The organism is Mesorhizobium sp. Ca11 (assembly GCF_020165275.1).
Classification (GTDB): Bacteria; Pseudomonadota; Alphaproteobacteria; order Rhizobiales; family Rhizobiaceae; genus Mesorhizobium.
This window is the reverse complement of sequence record NZ_JAIUHU010000007.1, coordinates 122,996-143,215: the sequence shown is the minus strand read 5'-3', so window position 1 is coordinate 143,215 and position 20,220 is coordinate 122,996. Positions and strand designations below refer to the sequence as shown.

Below are 20,220 nucleotides of genomic sequence, written 5' to 3'. Positions count from 1 at the left end.
ATGGATCGGGTCTTCGTGGAGTATTACGAAGAGGAACTGACCCATATCCGCGCGCTGGCCGCGGAATTCGCCGACATGCATCCGGCGGTGGCCCGCAACCTTTCCCTCGATACCGTCCCCTGCCCCGATCCCTATGTCGAACGGCTGCTCGACGGCGTGGCCTTTCTTGCCGCGCGCACGCGGCTGAAGGTCGACGCCGAGCGCTCGCGCTTCTCGCGCGCCGTGCTCGACGTGCTCTATCCCGACCTTGTGACGCCGGCGCCGGCGACGGCGATGGCCGTGCTGAAACCTGGACAGCAGGTGCAATCGATGATCGCCGGCCATGCCGTGGCGCGCGGCACGCGGTTGGTTTCCGGCCTGCATCCTGGGCTCTCGACGCGCTCGACCTTCACCACCGCGCAAGAGGTGACGCTGTGGCCGATCGCGATCAATTCGGTCAGCTATTTCCAGGACCGCAGCGCGCTCGCCGCCGCCGGCATCGCGCCGGTCGGCGGCGTGCGCGGCGAAGCGGCATTCCGCATCGCGCTTACCCGGACCGGAAAGGGCAAGCTCAGCGAATTGTCGCTCGACCGCCTCGATCTCTATTTCGCCGGACGCGCCAAGGCGCCGCTCATCTTCGACGCGATCTTCGGCGCCTGTTCGGCCGTCGGCGCGCGGCCGGAAGGCAAGACCAATCCGCTCGCCGCGCTGCCCGAGCCCGAAATGGTCGGGATCCACGACGATGAAGCGCTGATGCCGCGCACGCGGCCGACCTTCGAGGGATACCGGCTGCTGCGCGAATATTTCATGATCCCCGAACGCTTCCACTATGTGCGCGTCGCCGGCCTGCAGCCGGTGGTGCGCAAATGCGATGGGGGAATGGAGATCGTCCTCCTGTTCCGGCGTCCCGTGCCGGAGCTCGCCGATGTGACAGCGGCCGATTTCGAGCTGTTCGCGACGCCGATCATCAATCTGTTCGAACGCGAGTGCAACGTCATCGAGATCGATCCGCGCCGGACGCGCCAGGTGCTGCACGCCGACCGCACCCGGGCGCGCGATTTCGAGATCTTCCGGGTCACTCGGGTGGAAGACGCCGATGCCGAAGGCAGCGAGGCGACCATCCCCGAACTGTTCAGCCTGGGACAGAACCGCGGCAGCGGCTGGGTCTATTCGGCCGAGCGGCGCCCGCGGCGGGCCACGGAGGATGAACGGCGCGACGGCCTGACCCGCACCTCCTACACCGGCGACGATGTCTTTATCGCAGTCTCGCGTCCGGCCGGCAGCCAGCCGAACCGGCCGCTCAAGCGGCTCGACGTGATGGCGCTCTGCACCAACCGCGACCTGCCGATCCTGGACGATACGCCGTCGCTGACGCTGGAGACCGCCGACCCGGTGGAAGCGGTACGCCTGCTCGGCGCGCTGCGACCGCCGCAGCCGGCGATCCCGGCGGCGCTGCCGGCCGGCGCCGAAGGCGAATCCCGCGCCGACAATCTCGCCTGGCGGCTGGTGGCGCAGCTCTCGCTCAATTTCCTGAGCCTCGCCAAAGAAGGCCGCGGCGTCGATCCGCTGCATGCCTTGCTCGACCTCTATGCCGATCGTGGTGATCCGAGCCTTGCCCGCAACGTGCATTCGATCACCCGGATCGATTCGCGGCCGGTGATCGAGCGGCTCAAGATCGACGGGCCGATGTGTTTCGGACGCGGCACCGAGGTGACCCTGCATGTCGATCAGTCGGTTCTGGCGGGCCAGAGCACGCTGCTGCTTTCGGCCCTGCTGGCGCGGCTGTTTGCCCGCCATGCCGGGATAAACGGTTTCGTGCGGACGCGTACGCGGCTGCTGCAGAAGCAGGAGGATGTGCCATGGCCGATGACGCCCGGCAATCGCTACCTGATCTAGCGCAGCCCGCCCCAGCCGAGGCCGAGGCGCTGTCGGAGAGCTTCGACTTCTTCGAGCTGCTGCGCCGCCTGGAGCAGCGGCGCGGACTGTTCGGGCATTCCGGAACCGCGGACCGTGAGCCGGCAAGGCTCGGCCAACATGTGCGCCTGAGCTTCTCGGCCAGGGACGTGATCAAATTCCAGGACGCCAGGGACAACGCTCCGGCGCGGGTGACGATCGCCAATCTCGGCCTGCTCGGGCCGGAAGGGCCGATGCCGCTGCATCTGACGCGCTGGGTGCTCGACCGGCTGTCGCAGCGCTGGTTCAGCGGCGCCGACGCCGAGCAGACCAGCGACACGACCTTCGTCGACTTCGTCAACATCCTGCAGCATCGCATGATCGCGCTCTACTACCGCGCATGGGCCGATGCGCATCCGGCGGTGCAGGTCGAACGTTCGGTCGGCGGGCGCGTCCGCGCCATGCTGGAAGCGATGGCCGGCATCGGCCTTCCCGGCACGCAGGACCCCGAGCTCGACACGGTGCGGCTGCGCCAGGCCGGATCGCTGTCCAACCAGGTCGACGGCGCGGAGCGGCTGACGCTTTTTCTCGCCACGGCCTTCAAGGTGCCGGTTGAAATCAAGGAATTCGTCGCCGCCTGGATCACCATTCCCACGGCGCTGCAGAGCCGCGTCGGCAAGGCCTATGCGGCGCTCGGCGGCGGCGCAACGATCGGCCCGCGCGTCTTCAGCCGGCAGAGCCGGATCGAATTGCGCGTCGGCCCGCTGAGCCTCGACGACTTCAAGTCGTTCCTGCCCGGAGAACGGCGCCTTGGCCTGTTCAAGAAGGCGGTGCGCGACATGATCGGCGAGGCGCTGGACGTCGATCTGCGCATCGTGCTCGCGCGCGACGCGGTGCCCGCGCCGAAGATGGGAGCGATCCAGCTTGGCCGGACCTCCTGGCTTTCGCGCCCTGCCGAAAAGGGCGATGCCGACGATCTCAGGCTGCGCACCATCGTCGGCTGGCGGCCGGACATGGCGGAGGCAGCCTGATGAGCCTCCTGCTGACCCTGGAACAAGGCCCGCGCTCGCAGGTGGTCAGGCAGGCCCGGCTGGACGAGGGCGAGCTGGTGATCGGCCGCAGCGCCGATGCCGGCTGGCAGATCGACGATCCGGACATGTTCGTCTCACGCGCGCACTGCAAGATCAGCGGCGGCCGCGATGGCTATTACGTCACCGACACGTCGAGCAGCGGATTGTTCATCGACGATTCCGACAGCCCGCTCGGCACCGGCAGGTCGACGCGCCTGCAAAGCGGCATGCGGCTGCGCATGGGTGACTATGTGCTCCATGTCGAGGTGCAGCCCAGCGCCGGCCACACCTCCATCGGTCAGGCGCCGATCGCCAATGCCGCGCCGGCATGGTCGCCACAATCGCGGACGCCGGCCAGCATCGGCGGCGACGACTTCTTCTCGGCCAAGGTCGAGGAGGAGCCGCTGCGGCCGCGCCCGGCCGGGCTGCCGGATCCGTTCGAGCAGCCTGTGCCGGGGGCTTACGATCGCAGTTCCAACCAGCGCAGCTCACCGGCGTTCGACGATCCGTTCAGCCTCGATCCGGTGGCGACGCCGGCCTCGAACGACGAGCCCGCCGTCGGCAGGTCGGATCCGTTCGGCTTCGGCGACATGCCGTTGCGCAGCGATATGCCCGAACCCGCGGCGAAACCGTCCGGCTTCGACGATTTCGGCTTCGGGCCAGCCGCGACGCCCGCTTCCGGCAACAGTGCCGATTCAGCTGGCCGCGTCGAGCGGCCCGCCGAGAAGCCGCAGGCCGCCCGCCCATGGGAGATGCCGGTGCGGGCCGAACCCGCTGCGCCGCCGCGTCCCGCTCCCAAACCGTCACGTCCGATGCAACCGGCGCCCAGCGACATGGCGTTGCGCGCGGCGTTCCTGCGCGGCATGGGCGTCGGGGAGGCCGATTTCCCCGGACGCGACCCGATCGCCGAAATGGAGAAGTTCGGGCGCGAATACAGGCTGATGCTCGACGGCCTGATGCAGCTCCTGCGCAAGCGCGCCGAGGAGAAGGGCAGCGCGCGCGTCGCACAGACCATGGTCGGGGCCTCCGAGGTCAACCCGCTCAAATTCCTGCCGACGGTCGAGGATGTCATCGTCACCATCATCGCGGAACGCAGTCCCGGCTTTCTCTCCGGCGAGGCGGCGATCGGCGACGCGGTGAAGGACCTCGCGCAGCACCACGTGCGCGCCTGGCGCGGCGTGCAGGCGGCGCTGCGGCGCATGATCGACCGCTTCGATCCGGCCGCGATCGAGGAAGAGCTCAAGTCCAATTCCGCGATCGGCAATCTGCTTGCCGGCGGGCGCAACGCCAAGCTGTGGGAGCTTTACCAGAAACGCCACCGCGACATCGCCCAGAGCGCCGAATCGAGCTTCCTGGGCGAGATCGGCGCAGATTTCAGGGACGCATATGAAGAGGAGTAGGGACATGATCGACAGACGTGAATTCATCGTCGCCATCGGCGCGACGGGGCTGCTTGCGGCTTGCCAGAGCGGCCCGCCGAAACCATCGGTCATCTCGGTCAACGTGACCGGTGGCGCCGGCATGAATCCGGGACCGGGCGGCGGCGACAGGCCGGTGACCGTGCTGGTGATGCGGCTTGCCAGCACAGGCAAGTTCAACTCGGCCGATTATTTCGCGCTGCAGGGCGATGCCGGCTCGGCGCTCGGCGCCGATCTCATCGGATCGGACGCGATCTCGGTCGCTCCGGGCAAGACGGCGGCCAAGACCATCACGGTCGAACCGAACGCGACGGCGCTCGGCTTCGTCGCGCTGATCCGCGAACCCGGCGGACGCAATTGGCGCACGACCAAGTCGGTATCGCCGGGGTCGAAATTCACCATCAACGTCAGCCTCGGCAAGGGCGGCATTTCCGCCTAGCAGACTGACGACTAGGCAGTGCAGAGAGCAGTGGCATGAGCGACGCAAACAGGGTGCTGTGGTCCGAGGGACTCTTCTTGAGGACCCAGCACTTCCAGCAGCAGGACCGGTTCTTCGAGGGGATGGTGCGCGGCGCCTTGCAGGCCGGCCAGCTCCATACGTTCGGCTTCCAGCAACTGACGCTCGACCAGTCGCTGCTCGACGCCGGCCAGGTGTCGATCGTGTCCGCCCGGGGCATCTTCCCGGACGGTACGCCCTTCTCCATCCCGGAACTGATGGACGCGCCGAAGCCGCTGCCGGTCACGGCCGACACCGGCGCCGGGCCGGTGCTGGTGGCGTTGCCGCTCGAGCCGCCCGGCGGCATCGGCTTCGATCCGGCGCATTCCGCGTCGACGGGCGCGCGCTACCACGGCAAGATCGTTGCGGTGCGCGATGCCGTGCAGGGCGGCGCCGATCCGGAAGAGATCGAGATCGCGCGGCCGCAAGCGGTGCTGCTGGCGCCCGGCAAATCGGTTGGCGGCTATACGGCGCTGCCGGTCGCCGACATCAAAGGCGTGCGCGCCGATGGCGGCGTCTCGCTCGACCAGGCCTTCCTGCCGCCGACGCTGATCACCGGCGCCGTCCACTGGTACCGGCAATTGCTGCAGGAGGTCGTCACCGGCCTTGACCAGATCGCCGAGGCGCATGGCAAGATGGTGATGGGCGGCGCCGGCCGCAGCGTCGAGGACCTTTTGATGCTGCATCTCGCCAATGCCGCGCGGCCGCGCCTTGCGCATATGCTGGCGCAGGATGTCTTCCATCCGGCCGAGCTCTACCTCGAGCTTGCCGGCCTCGCCGGCGAGATGGGCACCTACGGCTCCAGCTCGCGGCGGCTTGGCGAATTGCCGGCCTACGACCACATGGCGCCCGGCCCCGCCTATATGGCGCTGGCCGACGCCTTGCGTTCGCTCATCCTCAGCCTGCGCTATATCGAGCCGAAGTCGCGCGCGCTGCCGGTCATGCGGCACGCGACCAATGTCTGGAAGGTGCGCATCGACAACCCGAAGCTTTTGGTCGCCAGCCGCATCGTCATCCGCGTCGGCTCCGAGCTTTCGGAGGATGCGCTGCGCAAGATCTTCGTCAACCAGGCGACGGTCGGGTCCGCCGACCAGTTCGAAGGCCTATGGAAGTCGCGCCTGCCGGGCATTCCGCTGAAACCGCTGCATTCGCAGCCGCGCGAGATCCCTTATGACGGCGACAGGCTGTGCCTGGAGCTCGACCAGAAGAGCGAGCATTGGGCTTCGCTGCTCGACGCCCCCGGCTTCGTCATCGGCGTTTCCGGTGTGCTGCCGAGCGAGCCGCAGGTCGACTGCTATTCGGTGAACAGGTGAGGCCATGAGCCGGGATGATCCTTTCGGACTGTCGGAGGATCGCGAGCGAACCCGCATCCGGCTGACGGGTGCCGCGCCCCGGCCGATGGCGCCGCTGGCGCCCAGCGCGCCGGTCAAACGGGCACGCGCGCATCCCAACACACTGATCAACATTTTCGCGCCGCTGCTCGAATTCGCGCCGGAGCTCGAAAGCGCGCTGGCGCCGGAGAACCCGGAAGTCATGCGCACGCGCCTGCTCGACGAGTTGGTGCGGGCCCGAGACGCGGCGGTGGCAGCGGGCTCATCGCTGGAGCGCGCCGACCAGGCCGCATGGGCGGTGGCGGCGCTGCTCGACGATCTGGCGCTCAACACGCCGTGGGGCGGCGCTAGCGCCTGGCCGCGCCAGCCGCTGGTCGTCATGCTGCGCGGCGATGTCGATGCCGGCACCCAGTTCTTCACCCGCCTCGACGAGCTGGAGCGGCATCCCAACCGCGACCGCGAAATGCTGGAGCTGCAATATTACTGCCTAGCGCTCGGCTTCCGCGGCAAATACCGCGTGCCCGGCCGCACCGGCGACCGTTCGCTCAACGCCGTGCGCGTGGCGGCCGCGCGCTTCCTGCGCAATGCGGACGCCGAGGACGCGCCGCTGTCGCCGAACTGGAAAGGCGTGATCGCCTCCGACGAGCCGCAGCGCTTCATCGTGCCGATCTGGGTGATGGCGCTTGCCGCGATCGTCGTTGCCGCGGCAGCCTATATCGGCCTGTCGATGGGCCTGGGCAGCCAGACGGTCGAGCTTTCCGCGCTGGTGCGCACGCTGCCGCCGGCCTCGCGCGGCGACATCACCCGCGCCGCGCCCAAGCAGGATGCACCCGCGCCCGAGCCGCAGCCGGTCGATTTCGCGCTGCTGCCGGAATTCAAGGCCGAAGCGCCGGACAACCTCAAGGGGGCGCTGAGCGGCACCGAGAGCGTCTCGCTGGCCAAGCTGGTCATCCAGTCCTCCAATCCCGAGCTGTTCCAGTCCTCCCGGCCGACGCTGACGGAAGGATACGAACCGCTGATCGCAGCGATCGCCAAGGTGATCCTGGACAATAAGGAGCTGATCGGAAAAATCACCGTGGTCGGCCATACCGACAATGTGCGCCTGCAAAAGTCCAACCCGCTGGCCAGCAACCAGCGTCTGTCGGAAGCGCGCGCCGAAACCATAGCCAAGCTTCTGGTGCAAGCCGGCGTGCCGCAGGAGAGCATCTCTTCCGAGGGGCGCGCCGAAACCGATCCGGTGGCCGACAACTCGACGCGCGAGGGCCGCGCGCTCAACCGGCGCGTCGAGGTACTGGTCGAGAAGAGGCTCTGAGATGTTCATCCTGCGCTTCCTCTGGGCCGTCATCACCTCGCGTTTTCTCTGGACGCTGATCGGCATCGCGCTGCTTTCGCTGCTGATCTGGGTGTTCGGCCCGATCGTGCAGATCGGCCCTTACGCGCCGTTCGAATCCGACAATGTGCGCATCGCCATCATCGCCGGGCTGATCATCCTGTGGCTGATCTGGCTGATCATCGCGCAGCGCCGCGCGATCCGCGCCAACCGCATGTTCGTCGCCGAGATCGCGGCGCCGGTCGCCGAAAAGCAGCTTACGCCCGGCGAGGAAAGCGTGGCCGCCGTCGGCGCCAAGTTCGGCGAGGTGATGGCGGAGCTGAAGCGGCGCAAGCTCGGCGGCAGAAAATTCCTGCGCGAGATGCCCTGGTATGTGATCGTCGGTCCGCCGGCCACCGGCAAGACCACGGCACTGCGCCAGTCGGGCCTCAATTTTCCGATCGACCTCACGGACGACCTGCAGGGCGTCGGCGGCACGCGCAATTGCGACTGGTTCTTTTCCGAGAACGCGGTGCTGATCGACACAGCGGGCCGCTACGTCCAGCAGGAAAGCCAGCCGGATGTCGACGCGGCGGAGTGGCTGGGCTTCCTCGACCTCCTGAAGAAGCATCGGGGCCGCCGCGCGCTCAACGGGGTGATCGTGGCGTTGTCGATCGACGCGCTGTCGGAGGGCGACGACGCGATCAAGGCGCATGGCAGAAAGATCCGCCGCCGGCTGGCGGAGCTGAACGACCGGCTGGAGATCCGCCTTCCTGTCTACCTGATGCTGACCAAGGCCGATCTGATCAAAGGGTTCGAAGCGTTCTTCGGCGGCTTGTCGACCACGGCGCGCGAGCAGGTGTGGGGAACCACTTTCCCGCTCGACGCCCGCGTCGGTGCCGGCATGATCCAGACGGAACTCGCCAGGCTTGCCACCGAACTGGAGCGGCGGCTGGTGCCGCGGCTGGAGGACGAGGACAAGCTTGGCCAGCGCGCCGAGATCTTCCGCTTCCCCGCGCAGCTTGCCAGCCTGTCGGAGCCGATCCAGGTGCTGGTCGAGGCGATGTTCGGCGAGAGCCGCTACGAGGAGGCCGCCTGGCTGCGCGGCCTCTATCTGACCTCGGCGACGCAGGAAGGCGCGCCGATCGACCGGCTGACGGCGGCGCTGTCCTCATCCTTCGGGCTGCCGCCGCGCCGCGCCATGCCGGCGGCGCGCGTCGAGAAACGCAGCTTCTTCCTCAGGAATCTGCTCACCGAAGTGATCTTCAAGGAAGCCGGCCTCGGCACATTCGATCCGCTGGCGCAGCGCCGCCGCGCCTGGATCTGGCGCGGAGCCGCCGCCGCCTGTGCGCTCGCCGCCCTGCTCGCCGGCGGACTGTTCACCTGGTCCTATCTCGACAACCGCAATGCGATCGCCGAACAGGCCGGCCAATTCGAGGCGCTGCAGGCGCCGCTCACGGACGTCGCGGCAATGCCGGCCGCGGTCGAGCAGCCGACCATGGACGGCGCGCTGGCGGCGATGGACGCGGTGGCCACGGCCCGCACGGCACCGCCGGATGCCGTCCACAATCTGCTCGGCCCGACCGCCTCGGCCGAGCTCATACGCGCGCAGACCGATACCTACGACCATGCGCTGCGCAACGTGCTGGAGCCGCACATGGTCGCGCTGCTGGAGGCGACGATGTGGCGGCAGATCCGCGATCCGGATTTCATGCTCGGCGCGCTGAAGACCTACCGGATGATGACCGGCCTGTCGCAGATGGACACCGATTTCGTGCAGAACTGGTGGGTGAACAGCCTGCCGCAATTCGCGCCGGCCGCGCCCTTCCCGACCGCGGACGCCGAAGAGCACCAGCTTGCCGCGATCCGCCGCATGGCCGTCGACGACAGCTACATCGCGCCGGACAAGGAGCTGGTCGCCGAGGCGCTGAAGACGGTGTGCACGATCTCGCTGCCGGAGCGCGCCTACAAGCAGCTCCTGGCTGACCCGGAAGTGGCGGCGGTCAAGGAGTGGGTGCCGGCCAATTTCGCCGGACCGAACGGCGCCAAGGTGTTCGCGCGCCGCTCCGACAAGACGCTGCGCGTCGGTGTGCCGGGCCCTTATACCTATGCCGGCTTCCACGAAGCGATCCTCGACCGGGTCGAGGATGTCGCCGGGCAGGCGGCGCTCGACCGCGCGGTGTTTGCCGGCGGCTGTTCGGAGAATTCCGAGACGTCGGTCTCGGCGCTGTCGGAAGACATTCTGAAGCTCTATTACGACGACTATATCGCGCAGTGGGACAGTTTCCTGCGCGACATGCGGCTGGCGCCGCTGACCGACCTCAATGTCGCCAGCGAGAACCTCAAGGACCTGTCCAGCGCCGACTCGGCACTGAAGCGGCTGCTGACCGCGGTGGTGCAGGAGACCGACCTGACCCGCTCCGACGAAGCGGCGGCCGACGACAAGAGCGGCGCTGCCAAGACCGGCTCGAAGCTGCTCAGCAAGCTCGGCAAATTGGGCAAGGTGGTGAAGACGGGCGCGAAATTGTTGCCCCGCGCGGGCTCGGCCGATCAGGTCGACATGACCGGCAGCCTGGTGGCCGAGCATTTCAAGCCGCTCAAGGGCACGATCGCCCAGGTCGACGGCCAGCCGCCGGCGCTCGACGCCGCCGTCGTGGCGCTCACGGCCCTGTCCAATGTGTTGCAGACGGTCACCGCCAATCCCGATCCGCAGGACGCCATCAAGAAGCAGGGGGGGCTTGCCGAACTGACAGGCGCTGTCGCGAGACAAGCACAGATCCTGCCCTCGCCGATCAACGACTGGCTGGGCGGCATTGCGGGCGACACAAGCGGCCTGTCGCAGAAGGCCGTCACCAACGAGCTCAACGCCATCTGGCGGGCGGACATCCTGCCCTTCTGCCAGGCGGCGCTCAACAACCGCTATCCGTTCAGCCCCGACAGCGCGGTCGACGTCAATGTGCGCGACTTCCAGCGCCTGTTCGGCCCGACCGGGCTCATCGACGCCTTCACCAACGACCATCTGATCAACTATGTCGACACCGCCAGCGAGCCATGGAAATGGCGCGCCGATTTCGGCCTCGACCCGGCGGCGCTGGCGGCCTTCGAGCAGGCGCGCCACATTCGTGACGACCTGTTCCCCGGCGGCACCGGTCCCGTGATGAATTTCACGCTGGAACCCAAGGATCTGTCGCCCAACGTGGCGCGGGTGACGCTCAACCTCGACGGCCAGAACCTCGTCTACTACAACAACGCAACCAGGCCGCAGCCGATGACATGGCCGGGCAAGGACGGCACCGGCGTGATCTCGCTCGCCTTCCAGCCGGTCGACGGCTCGCCCGAGGTGATGCTCAACGAGACCGGCAGCTGGGCGTGGCTGAGGATGCTGCGCGGCGGCCGCTTCAACGCCACCAAGCTCACCGACGTCTACAGCCTGCGGCTCGGCACCAAGGGGATGTGGGCCGATTTCGAGCTCAAGGCGGCCAGCGTCGAGAACCCTTACACGCTCGAGATGTTCAAGAAATTCACATGCCCGCCGCAGATCTGATCCTGCCCGGCTTTTTCGGCAAGATGCCCGCCGCCGGCGATTTCGTGACGCGCCGGCTGCCGGGCGATTTCGCGCGCGTGTGGGACCGCTGGCTGGCGCAACATATCGTGCCGCTGTTCGGGGTGGAAACCTGGCCGGCGGACACGGCGCTGCGGTTTCTGGCCGGCCCTGGTTCCTTCGGCGCCTCGGCAGGCATCTTGCTGCAAAGCGCCGACCGGGTAGGCCGGCGGTTCCCGCTGAGCGTCGTCGCCCGCCTTTCTGAGGCGCCGCTGAAGCTGGCCTATTCCGATGCCTGGTTCGACGGTATCGAGAACGCCGCCTTCGCCGCGCAGCGCGGGGAGTTGGTGCCCGATGAGCTGGACGCCGCCCTGACAGCGCTGCCTGCGCCACCTGTCGATGGGGATGGAGATATCATCGTCGACCTCGTGATGTGGACGGCGCATACGGACATTTTCGATGTCGATCCGCAAGCGCCGCAGCCGACGCTCGAGCAGATCTTCGCCGCGAGTTGGGAGACCAGCTGATGCAGATCTGGAACCAGATGGGCTATCCGCACCAGTTCACCATGGGCATGGACAAGGCCGGCCACGAGTGGCTGGTCGTGGTGGTGAAGGGCACCTTCGATTTTCCGACGAAGCCGGGCGGACTGGTGCAGAAATCGGCCGAGCAGGTGCCGCTGGTGATGGCCGACACGCACACCGGCGTGCCGGGCTATTCGGCGACGCGGTGGGAGACGGATTTCGCCTTCCGCAAGCCGCGCTGCGATGTCATCGCCAATGGCTGCGCCTATGCGCCGGGAGGGCGCCCGGCCGAGCGCGTGCCGGTCGGCATCAAAGTCGGCAACTGGTCGAAGCTGTTCGAAGTCGTCGGCCACCGCGAATGGCGTGCTATCGGGCCCGTGTTCACTGCAACGGCGCCGCAGCCCTTCCTGAAACTGCCGATCTCCTACAACGTCGCCTGGGGTGGCGTCGACCGGCTGGATCCGGAGGACAAGCTGCCAGCCAGCTACAAACACAATCCGGTCGGCACCGGCTGGTCGCGCACCAGGAACCAGCGTCTCATTCCTGGCCTGCGGCTGCCGAACACGCAGGCCGTTGGTGAAGAGATCCGTTCACCCTTCGGCGACTACAAGCCGATGAGCTTCGGGCCGATGGGCCGCGGCTGGCCTGGCCGCATTGAATATGGCGGCACCTACGACCAGAACTGGATCGACAATGTCTTCCCTTTTCTGCCCGAGGATTTCGATGAGCGCTATTTCCAGATGGCGCCACCCGACCAGCAGATCGATCACCCGCGTGGCGGCGAGGACGTGGTGTTAGTCAATCTGACGCCTGAGGGGCGCGTGAGCTTCCGGCTGCCCAACACGGCACTGCCGCTGACGCTGTTCAAAGGTCGTGGAAAAGTGTTCGAGGGTGAACTTCTCCCAGACACGATGCTATTCGATCCGGAGAAGCGGCGGTTCTCATTGGTCTGGCGGGTGCAGCAGCGCCTCCAGCGCACAATCCTCGATTTTTCGGAATGCTGGATCGGTCCGCCGACACGCGGGATGCTGCGCGCCCGCGCCACCGGCAAGCGCTATATCCGCGGTTTTCCAATCCCACTCCGTTTTGAGGAAGACGAAGCCGCATGAGCGCCGGCCTGAACATCGTCTCAATCGGCATGGTGACAGCGGTCGGTCTTGACGCTCCGTCGAGCTGCGCGGCGATGCGGGCGCGGGTGGATGGGTTTCAAGAGACGCGTTTTCTTGGTCCCAAGGGCGAATGGCTCGTCGGTGCCCCTGTGCAATTGCCGCGGAACTGGATCGGCGAGAAGCGTCTGGTGCACCTGGCCGCGGGCGCGATCAATGAGGCTTTCGAAGGATTCGAGAAAGTAAGAAGTCAAACCCCTTTACTGCTGTGCATCGCGGAGGAAGGCCGAGCCGGCGTACCGATACTAGACGGCTCACGGCTGATGCGAACGATTAGTCAGGTTTTGGAGTCTGAGCTGCATGAAGCTTCACGCATTGTTGCGCATGGGCGACCCTCGGGGCATGTGGCATTAGATCATGCACGTAAGCTGATCGCATCGGGTACGGCCTCAAGCGTCATGATCGCCGGCGTCGACAGCTACCTCTCGACCTTGACGGTCAATCACTATCTGACCCATGACCGGCTACTGACGGCCACCAACGCCAACGGGTTTATTCCGGGAGAAGCAGCCGCTGCAGTGTTATGCACGAGCGCTGCCAACAACAATTTTTCGCTGTTCGGTCTGGGACTCGCTCGCGAGTTGGCGTCCATCTACAATCCGCGCGATTTGCCACTCCGGGGCGATGGCATGACCTCGGCCTACCGAGGCGCGCTGGACGAATGCGGCATCGAGATGAATCGGGTCGGCTATCGAATATCCGACCTGATCGGGGAGAAGCACTGGTTCAAGCAGACGGCGTTGGCCAGTTTGCGGCTTGAGCGCAATTCCACCGGTTTTCAGGATCTGTGGAGCCCGGCAGAGTCGCTTGGCAATGTCGGCGCGGCCGTCGTACCAATCATGATCGGCATGGCATTCACTGCAGCTCGGAAAGGCTACGCCGCCGGTAATCCGGTTTTGATCGAGGCCTCCGGCGACGACGGATCGTGCGGCGCGGCACTCGTCGCCGCGAGGGCCGCATAATGTCCAACGTCTTCGCCAACTATCTGGAGATTTCCGGGAAGGCGGTAAACGCCCAAACAATTGCGGCCTTTCCGGACGTGTGCTTCACCCCGCCGCAAACGCCGGCCACACCGCCCGGGGTGCCGATCCCCTACCCGTCGTTCGGCATGGCGTCCGACACCGAGAATGGCACCGGCACCGTCAAGATCGCCGGCGAGGAAGTCAACATCAAGAACAAGTCAGATGAGAAACGGACCTCCGGGACGGAAGCGGGTTGCGCCCCCAAAAAGGGCATTATCACCTCGCAGAACACCGGCAAGAAATATTTCAACATGTGGTCGCCGGATGTGAAATTCGAAGGCGAGCCGGTGATCCGTTTTTCGGATATTGCTACGCACAATCATGCCAGCCCCGGCCCGAACACGCCGCCATGGCCCGAGATCTGCAAATTCTCACCGAACATGTTGGATTGCGAAACGATTCTCGCAGATTTCGAGTTGCATCGTCATGGCGATGAGGATTGTCCACACGGCTACGAGTCTGAACATTTCGTCCAAAACGAGTATCTGCAGTGGGAACGTGGGGAACAGACGGCGACGCAATTTGAGAACTACAACGTCAATGACGCGCCCTGCATCTGTATGGAATCGTACGCCAAGGGACCAAACGGCGGATTCCGTCGGAAGGGAGGCGGCAGCAAGGCCGGCTCTCCACATAACCTAAAAACAAAACAATGCAACGACGCGATCAGAAAGCGTACCACCACTCCAACGCTCAGTGAAATGATCGATGAATGCACGAAGGCGGTGGTCGACAATGACCCAAGAGCCAAGAATGCCAAGCCAAAGCCAAAAGCTCAGAACGATATTCAGGAGTGCCTAAGAGCGGCATTTATGGAATATCTTGATCGCGCAGTAAAATCCAAGGACAAGAAAAATTCGGCGGCGAAGGCAGCTCAACAGCCAATTGCTTGGGAAGTGAATTCTGATCCGGAAAGATTGTGGGCGAGATGATGGCAAAAGATCGTGCGCATAGACGAGTTACCGACCTGCCACCGGATATGCAGTCAATAAATGCTCTAAATGCTTACGAGCAAGGGCGAGATTATCTCCGGGTCGCCTGCCAATTGTCGGACGTGCACGAGGAAGTCGGTGAACTCGCCATTCTCAAAATATCCATGGCGTCCCTTACCGTGGAGGTCGAGCGCGTATTCGATGAATTCTCCATGGCCTTCCATTCCCGGGAAAGAATGGTCGACATTCTGCTTGAGACCGGGGGCATCGTAAGGCTGCGCCGGGCGGCGGATTGGGAGACCTACATTCTAAAGTCAAAGTTCCTGCTGGATGCATATTCGCTGGGAGGCACGACGGACTTCGTTTTTGGTGATGAAGGGCAGATTTTTCGGTTTGATGGGGTATCCCAGTGGACACTGGATTCATTCAGCAGTCCGGACCGGCTTTTTGCCATGCATGGGATTTCGCCCGACAGGCTCTATGCGGCCGGCGGCAATGGGCTTCTCATCAAGGCGAATGGGAGAAATTGGGACGTCGTCGATGTCGGGGTCGGTACAGATTTCCGGTGCCTTCTCGTCGAAAACGAGCGTGTCCTCGTAGCGGGAGACAGAGGCGTTGCGGGCTCCCTGACCGGCAGCGAGTTCACTCTTTTCGATACCGAGATCGAGGGCGATATCTTGTCGATCTGCGCCTTCAAGGGAAGCATCTATTTCGCGGATTCCGACTTCGGGATTCACCGCTTTGTCGACAGCACTTCCGAGCAAGTGGCAAATCTTGGCTACACCTATCGTCTCAACAATGGTGAATGGCTAACCGCCGTTTGCGGCGAATACATATTCCAGTTTGACGGCGCTAGTTGGCGCGGCATCGAGATCTCCTACCGCAACGGTTACCGAGCCGACCCCTTCGACACGTCGTTCATCACGTAACGGCCCGATGAAATCACTTACTTTGGCATGTTCTGCGCCAGATAGGTTCGCACTCTGTTAAGGTCCAGTTCCGCGATCCGAATGAGTTTTTCTGTCGATAGCATCCGGACGACGAACAGTTCCCCTGCCTCTGGAAATTCTCGGAGGCGTTCCTCGGCGATTCGCCTGCCGATTTCACCAGCAATGCGCAAGCCGTCGAGGTGTGCATCCAGACGCTCGACAAGACGACCCATTCGAACCTCGTCCATATCCGGGTTTTGATCCGGATTGAGCAGATGCCAGTCATAGACAGCCCACAGAAAGGCGGCCATCTCTGCATGCTGGCGCACGATATTTTCAAGGACCGGCGGTTTTGCCATCAATTCAGATTCACCGACCCGCCCCGGATACGGTTGGTGGCACTCGCATGGCTGACCAGGTACGTACCCCGAATCGTTAGGTGGCCGTCCTTTTCCATGATAATGACCGACTTGCCGCATCTCAGTTCCAGCCGCTCGCCAGCACTAATCTTCACAGTCTCGCCGTCGCGAACGACATGATGATCGGTTTGATTACCTTCGGCTGTCTTCCTGGCAGGGTCGACAATTCGTCCCACGATAAGCGGTTTCAACGGATCGCCATTCTCGAACAGCAGAGCTATCTCCGACCCGATCATGCCGGATGACAATTCCGCCAGGCTGCGAGCAGGCAAAGCCGCTTCCTTAGGATTGCCAGGAAACACTACCAAGGGGCGAGCGTCGTCAAAGCCAAGGAACAGCCCGATCACCACTCCATCAATGCGGCTCATCACCTCTGACATTGCGTACCTCAGTTCTGATTGATCTTGGAGCCCTTCATGGTGATGTCGCTCGATGCCTTGACGTTGATCTTGCCCGATCCCTTGATCGTGATGTCTTTGCCTTCGATCGTGATCGTGCCATCCTTCTTCATGGCGATCGCCGCCGAGCCGGTCTTTATGATAATCGAATTGCCGGCCTCGATGATGAGTTCCTTTCCGACGTTGATCAATCCATCGTCGCCAACCTCTAGGGAACTGCTCTTGGCAACCTTTACGGAACTCGCACCGCCGACATCTGTCGCATCATCCTTGGCGACCTTGGTCGAGCGAGCGCCGCCGATATCGCCACTCTGGTCCTTCGCGATCTTCACTGTCTGGGCGCCACCGATCTGCACCCCCTGATCGGCCCCGATGTTCCAACTGTCACCTGCCCCGATACTGTGGCTCTGCCCAGTTCCCACCGTCACGCTCCTTGACGCCCCGATCGTATTGGTCTGAGACGCACCTACGGTCCTCGCCTCGGCGGCCCCCACCGTATCCACGCGCGCGACACCCACTGTGACCGTTTGGTTCAGCCCCACTGTCTGCGAATGGTTGGCGTCGATGTTCTCGGTCGAGTTCGCCACGACGTGGATGGTCTCGTTGGCCATCACCGTCAGCGACCTGTTCTTGCCCACCGTCTCAGTGTCGTTGCTGCCGATGTTGGTCGTCTGGTCGACGCCGATCTTGACCGTCTTGTTGTTGCCGACGTCCTCGTCGAGGTTGTGGCCAACGGAGTGTTTGGCGTCATGGTCGATGCGGTCGGACTGGTCGTGCTGGACCGTCTTGTTGCGGTCGTGCTTGATCAGCAGGTGGTGATCCTTCTGGGCCTGGAAGTTGACCAGCTCGGAGCCCGCCTTGTCCTCGAACATCAGCTCGTTGTAGCCGCCGCCTCCTTTCGAGGAATTCGACTTCCAGCCGGATTGCGTGGCGTTGCCGGGCAGCCCGTAGGGCGGCATCTGCGAGGCGTTGTAGACGCGGCCGGTGATGATCGGCAGGTCCGGATCGCCTTCGATGAAATCGACGATGACCTCCTGGCCGATGCGCGGGATCTGGATGAAGCCCCAGTTGCTGCCCGCCCAGGTCTGCGAGACGCGCACGAAACAGGAAGAGTTCTGGTCCTTCTTGCCGAGCCGGTCCCAATGGAACTGCACTTTCACCCGCGCATATTTGTCGGTGAAGATCTCCTCGCCCGAAGGGCCGACGACGGTCGCGGTCTGCGGGCCGCGCATGATCGGCCGCGGCGTGATGCGCGCCGGGCGATAGGGCAGTTTGGTCGGTGCCACGCCGAGCACCACCTTGAAATTCTCGCTGTGGGCCTCGTTCTGCGTCCGGTAGCCCGGGTCGAACAGCCGGTATTCGGCGCTGACCACCAGATAGTCCTGGTTCTGGTCGTCGCGCGGAAAGCTCTCCAGCGTGAACTTGCAGCCGGAAAAAAGGCCGCGCACGGTGCCAACTGCCGTGCTGTGCTGGTGCACGGCCTGAAGCTCCTCGCGGCGGATCCCGGCGATCTTGTCGCCGCGCCCGACATCGAGATGCGCGCCGGGCTGGCGATAGTTCTCACCCGAAGCCTCCTTGTGGGCGAAAGGCTGGGCGGACTTCGCCATCAGGTCGGCGCCGGGCTTCTCGAAATCATAGTCGGTGTGGGCATAGGCGCCCGGCCGCACCGCGCTGCCCGGAATCCACTCGGTGATGTATTCGACATCGCGCCGCGAGGCCTGGCCCTCGAAATTGTAAAGCACCTTCTCGTAACCGGGCGCCGGCTTCAGCTTGCTCATCGCATCGCAGAGGATGAGCGTGTGCTTGCCCTCGTCATGCTCGAAGAAATAGAAGATGCCTTCGTGCTCGAGCAGCCGCTGCACGAAATCGAGATCGCTCTCGTCGTACTGAACGCAATATTCGCGCTGGGGATAGGACCCCTGCAGCCGCTTCTCGAATTTGGCGATGCCGTATTTCGAGAATATCTTCTCGACGATCTCCACCGCCGTCATGTTCTGGAAGATGCGGCAGTCGGTGGTGTTGCCGAGAAACCAGGGCCATGGCCTGACGGTCGCCTCGTAGAAGGCCAGGCGGTCCTCGATGCGGGTCAGTTTGAAATCCGACACGAGGCCGCTGAACCAGCGCTTCGGATCGGATTCGCCCTCGACCGAAACGACGCCGCCCAGCATCTTCAACGGGTCGATGTCGCGGTTCTTCGAGACGAAGCCGACCGTGTAGGCAAAACAGCGGCTGATCTCATCGCGGCCGATGAGATGGGTGAAGGTCAGGTCGGCGCCAGCCGGCGTCTGCACAACCGTGGCGCGTTCGTTCGGCATGGTCGTGCCCCTCCTGGACGCGGCCGCCAGTATGATGGATTGAAGCCCCCGCTATGTTAACCGCATCACGTTCGGGAACTTTTCACGCCCACCGCACCGGACCGCTTTCAGCCTAGCACATGTTTGGCGGCGGCCAAATAACAGCTGTGGCTAAACCGCCCGTGCGCCGGTGTGAAACGCAGCTCTCCCGCCACGCTCGCAAGCTGCTAGAATGCCAAGGCAATTCCAGGAAAGCTGCGTTGGCGTTTCCGCCTGGAATTGCGCGGAAAATAAGCATTTTGTTGACCAAGTTGGGCGACGCTTCCGGATGTTCATCTCGCTCCAGATCAGCAATGTCGACAGGCTGCCGGCCGGCACCGCCGCCAGCTATGCCGCCCGCGACCGCAGTTTCGAGATCGGCCGAGAGAATTGCGATTGGACGTTGTCGGACCCGGACAAGGTCATTTCGGGCCGGCACTGCGAGGTCCGCTACCAGGCGGGTTCGTTCTGGCTCTACGATGTCTCGCGCAACGGCACTTTCGTCAACGGGTCCAGCCAGCGCATGAGCGGACCGCATCGGCTGGCCCAGGGCGACCGGCTGCTGATCGGCCGCTATGTCGTCGGCGTTTCAATCGAAGACGAACGGGCCGCGACCGGACATCCGCAGACCAGGACGGGATCGACGCAGCGCGAGCTGCCGCCCTCGCCCGGCGGCCCGCCGGTTCCCAGCCATGAGCCGTTCTTCAGTCCGGCGGAACAGCGCCCGACCGGGACGGCGCCAGTCTCCAGATCGTCGGCCCTGCAGCCCGGTCCGGCGGCCCCGGCCAATCGGCCGGCGGAAGCGGACGCGATGCTGCGGGAGATTGCCAGGGCGGCGGGCATCGCGCCTGAATTGCTGCAGTCGCGCGACCCGCACCATGTCGCGGCCGAGATCGGCTCCGTGCTGAGGACCACGGTCGAGCAGCTATCCCTGCTGCTCAAGGCGCGCGCGGCGGCAAAGGTGCTCGCCAAGAGCGCGCACCGCACGATGATCGGCGCCGAGGACAACAACCCGCTGAAATTCGTGCCGGGCACCGACGACATATTGGAGATCATGTTCGCCAGGCGCAGGGCCGGCTATCTCGATGCCAGGCGCAGCGTCGAGGATGCGTTCCGCGATCTGAAGACCCATGAGCTCGCGACCTATGCCGCCATGCAGGCCGCGCTGTCCAGGCTGCTTGACGACCTATCGCCGGAGGCGATCGCCAGGAAGATCCCGCCGGCTTCCTTCTCGTCCAGGAAGAGTCAGGCCTGGGATGCGCTTGTCGCGACCTGGCGGACGATGGAAGACAAGCACGAGAACGGCATGCTGGATGTCTTCCTCGCCTATTTCGCCGAAGCCTACGCCAAGGCCGACAAGCAGAAATAGCCGCACGGCACACACCTCGCCAACCGTATGTGACGGGTCTCATAGAAGAAGCCGCCTCTTCGAGCATCTTGCTCTCCGATTTCAATCGACG

Annotated in this window: 16 protein-coding genes; 13 read left to right on the top strand and 3 right to left on the bottom strand. The window is 64.5% G+C overall.

Annotation, left to right across the window (positions count from 1 at the left end; translation table 11 throughout):
- The 12 genes from tssF to LB538_RS14685 are packed head-to-tail and all read left to right on the top strand — an operon-like array spanning position 1 to position 15,610.
- Entirely contained in the window at positions 1 to 1,875 is a 1,875-nt protein-coding gene (gene tssF, locus LB538_RS14740) for a type VI secretion system baseplate subunit TssF (RefSeq protein ID WP_224523579.1), read from the top strand.
- Positions 1,839 to 2,903: a type VI secretion system baseplate subunit TssG gene (gene tssG / locus LB538_RS14735; protein WP_224523575.1), complete on the top strand. Its 1,065-nt coding sequence runs from the start codon at positions 1,839 to 1,841 to the stop codon at positions 2,901 to 2,903. Before tssF ends, tssG begins: the two co-directional genes overlap by 37 nt.
- Positions 2,903 to 4,342: a type VI secretion system-associated FHA domain protein TagH gene (gene tagH / locus LB538_RS14730; protein ID WP_224523573.1), complete on the top strand. Its 1,440-nt coding sequence runs from the start codon at positions 2,903 to 2,905 to the stop codon at positions 4,340 to 4,342. Before tssG ends, tagH (LB538_RS14730) begins: the two co-directional genes overlap by 1 nt.
- Before the next feature lie 4 nt (positions 4,343 to 4,346).
- Positions 4,347 to 4,799: a type VI secretion system lipoprotein TssJ gene (gene tssJ / locus LB538_RS14725; protein WP_095765815.1), complete on the top strand. Its 453-nt coding sequence runs from the start codon at positions 4,347 to 4,349 to the stop codon at positions 4,797 to 4,799.
- A 35-nt stretch (positions 4,800 to 4,834) separates the two neighbouring features.
- Entirely contained in the window at positions 4,835 to 6,169 is a 1,335-nt protein-coding gene (tssK, locus tag LB538_RS14720; RefSeq protein ID WP_224523571.1) for a type VI secretion system baseplate subunit TssK, read from the top strand.
- Positions 6,170 to 6,173: 4 nt separating this feature from the next.
- Positions 6,174 to 7,499 carry a type VI secretion system protein TssL, long form gene (tssL, locus tag LB538_RS14715; RefSeq protein ID WP_224523568.1) on the top strand — a complete coding sequence of 442 codons (1,326 nt, stop codon included), beginning with the start codon at positions 6,174 to 6,176 and terminating at the stop codon, positions 7,497 to 7,499.
- Position 7,500: 1 nt separating this feature from the next.
- The gene (gene tssM / locus LB538_RS14710) at positions 7,501 to 11,040 is read left to right on the top strand and encodes a type VI secretion system membrane subunit TssM (RefSeq protein ID WP_224523564.1); all 3,540 of its coding nucleotides are present in this window, start codon (positions 7,501 to 7,503) and stop codon (positions 11,038 to 11,040) included.
- Positions 11,022 to 11,564, top strand: coding sequence for a type VI secretion system-associated protein TagF (gene tagF, locus LB538_RS14705; protein WP_224523560.1), 543 nt, complete (start codon positions 11,022 to 11,024; stop codon positions 11,562 to 11,564). The genes tssM and tagF overlap by 19 nt, the downstream gene beginning before the upstream one ends.
- Positions 11,564 to 12,670, top strand: a complete 1,107-nt coding sequence (locus tag LB538_RS14700; protein WP_224523557.1) for a DUF2169 domain-containing protein — start codon at positions 11,564 to 11,566, stop codon at positions 12,668 to 12,670. The genes tagF and LB538_RS14700 overlap by 1 nt, the downstream gene beginning before the upstream one ends.
- Positions 12,667 to 13,689: a 3-oxoacyl-ACP synthase gene (locus LB538_RS14695; RefSeq protein WP_224523554.1), complete on the top strand. Its 1,023-nt coding sequence runs from the start codon at positions 12,667 to 12,669 to the stop codon at positions 13,687 to 13,689. The genes LB538_RS14700 and LB538_RS14695 overlap by 4 nt, the downstream gene beginning before the upstream one ends.
- Positions 13,689 to 14,681, top strand: a complete 993-nt coding sequence (locus tag LB538_RS14690) for a DUF4150 domain-containing protein (protein WP_224523552.1) — start codon at positions 13,689 to 13,691, stop codon at positions 14,679 to 14,681. The genes LB538_RS14695 and LB538_RS14690 overlap by 1 nt, the downstream gene beginning before the upstream one ends.
- Complete coding sequence (locus LB538_RS14685; RefSeq protein WP_224523550.1) at positions 14,669 to 15,610, top strand: hypothetical protein; 942 nt, start codon at positions 14,669 to 14,671, stop codon at positions 15,608 to 15,610. The genes LB538_RS14690 and LB538_RS14685 overlap by 13 nt, the downstream gene beginning before the upstream one ends.
- Before the next feature lie 17 nt (positions 15,611 to 15,627).
- Here the strand turns inward: LB538_RS14685 and LB538_RS14680 are convergent, their stop codons facing one another.
- Genes LB538_RS14680 through tssI form a run of 3 tightly spaced genes read right to left on the bottom strand, consistent with a single transcriptional unit; the run spans position 15,628 to position 18,742 of the window.
- Positions 15,628 to 15,969, bottom strand: a complete 342-nt coding sequence (locus tag LB538_RS14680; protein ID WP_224523548.1) for a hypothetical protein — start codon at positions 15,967 to 15,969, stop codon at positions 15,628 to 15,630.
- The gene (locus LB538_RS14675; protein WP_095765825.1) at positions 15,969 to 16,409 is read right to left on the bottom strand and encodes a D-lyxose/D-mannose family sugar isomerase; all 441 of its coding nucleotides are present in this window, start codon (positions 16,407 to 16,409) and stop codon (positions 15,969 to 15,971) included. Before LB538_RS14675 ends, LB538_RS14680 begins: the two co-directional genes overlap by 1 nt.
- Before the next feature lie 8 nt (positions 16,410 to 16,417).
- Entirely contained in the window at positions 16,418 to 18,742 is a 2,325-nt protein-coding gene (tssI, locus tag LB538_RS14670; protein WP_224523546.1) for a type VI secretion system tip protein TssI/VgrG, read from the bottom strand.
- A gap of 307 nt (positions 18,743 to 19,049) precedes the next feature.
- Between tssI and tagH (LB538_RS14665) the strand changes: the two genes are divergently transcribed.
- Positions 19,050 to 20,129 carry a type VI secretion system-associated FHA domain protein TagH gene (tagH, locus tag LB538_RS14665; protein WP_224523544.1) on the top strand — a complete coding sequence of 360 codons (1,080 nt, stop codon included), beginning with the start codon at positions 19,050 to 19,052 and terminating at the stop codon, positions 20,127 to 20,129.
- Positions 20,130 to 20,220 lie beyond the last annotated feature (91 nt).

Excerpts from the sequence above, each read along its gene's own strand:
- LB538_RS14695 (WP_224523554.1), top strand. The coding sequence starts at position 12,667 with ATGAGCGCCGGCCTGAACATCGTCTCAATCGGCATGGTGACAGCGGTC.
- tssM (WP_224523564.1), top strand. The coding sequence starts at position 7,501 with ATGTTCATCCTGCGCTTCCTCTGGGCCGTCATCACCTCGCGTTTTCTC.
- tssI (WP_224523546.1), bottom strand. The coding sequence starts at position 18,742 with ATGCCGAACGAACGCGCCACGGTTGTGCAGACGCCGGCTGGCGCCGAC.
- tssF (WP_224523579.1), top strand. The coding sequence starts at position 1 with ATGGATCGGGTCTTCGTGGAGTATTACGAAGAGGAACTGACCCATATC.
- tssL (WP_224523568.1), top strand. The coding sequence starts at position 6,174 with ATGAGCCGGGATGATCCTTTCGGACTGTCGGAGGATCGCGAGCGAACC.
- tagH (WP_224523544.1), top strand. The coding sequence starts at position 19,050 with ATGTTCATCTCGCTCCAGATCAGCAATGTCGACAGGCTGCCGGCCGGC.
- LB538_RS14680 (WP_224523548.1), bottom strand. The coding sequence starts at position 15,969 with ATGGCAAAACCGCCGGTCCTTGAAAATATCGTGCGCCAGCATGCAGAG.
- tagF (WP_224523560.1), top strand. The coding sequence starts at position 11,022 with ATGCCCGCCGCAGATCTGATCCTGCCCGGCTTTTTCGGCAAGATGCCC.
- LB538_RS14675 (WP_095765825.1), bottom strand. The coding sequence starts at position 16,409 with ATGTCAGAGGTGATGAGCCGCATTGATGGAGTGGTGATCGGGCTGTTC.
- LB538_RS14690 (WP_224523552.1), top strand. The coding sequence starts at position 13,689 with ATGTCCAACGTCTTCGCCAACTATCTGGAGATTTCCGGGAAGGCGGTA.
- tagH (WP_224523573.1), top strand. The coding sequence starts at position 2,903 with ATGAGCCTCCTGCTGACCCTGGAACAAGGCCCGCGCTCGCAGGTGGTC.
- LB538_RS14700 (WP_224523557.1), top strand. The coding sequence starts at position 11,564 with ATGCAGATCTGGAACCAGATGGGCTATCCGCACCAGTTCACCATGGGC.
- tssG (WP_224523575.1), top strand. The coding sequence starts at position 1,839 with ATGGCCGATGACGCCCGGCAATCGCTACCTGATCTAGCGCAGCCCGCC.
- tssK (WP_224523571.1), top strand. The coding sequence starts at position 4,835 with ATGAGCGACGCAAACAGGGTGCTGTGGTCCGAGGGACTCTTCTTGAGG.
- tssJ (WP_095765815.1), top strand. The coding sequence starts at position 4,347 with ATGATCGACAGACGTGAATTCATCGTCGCCATCGGCGCGACGGGGCTG.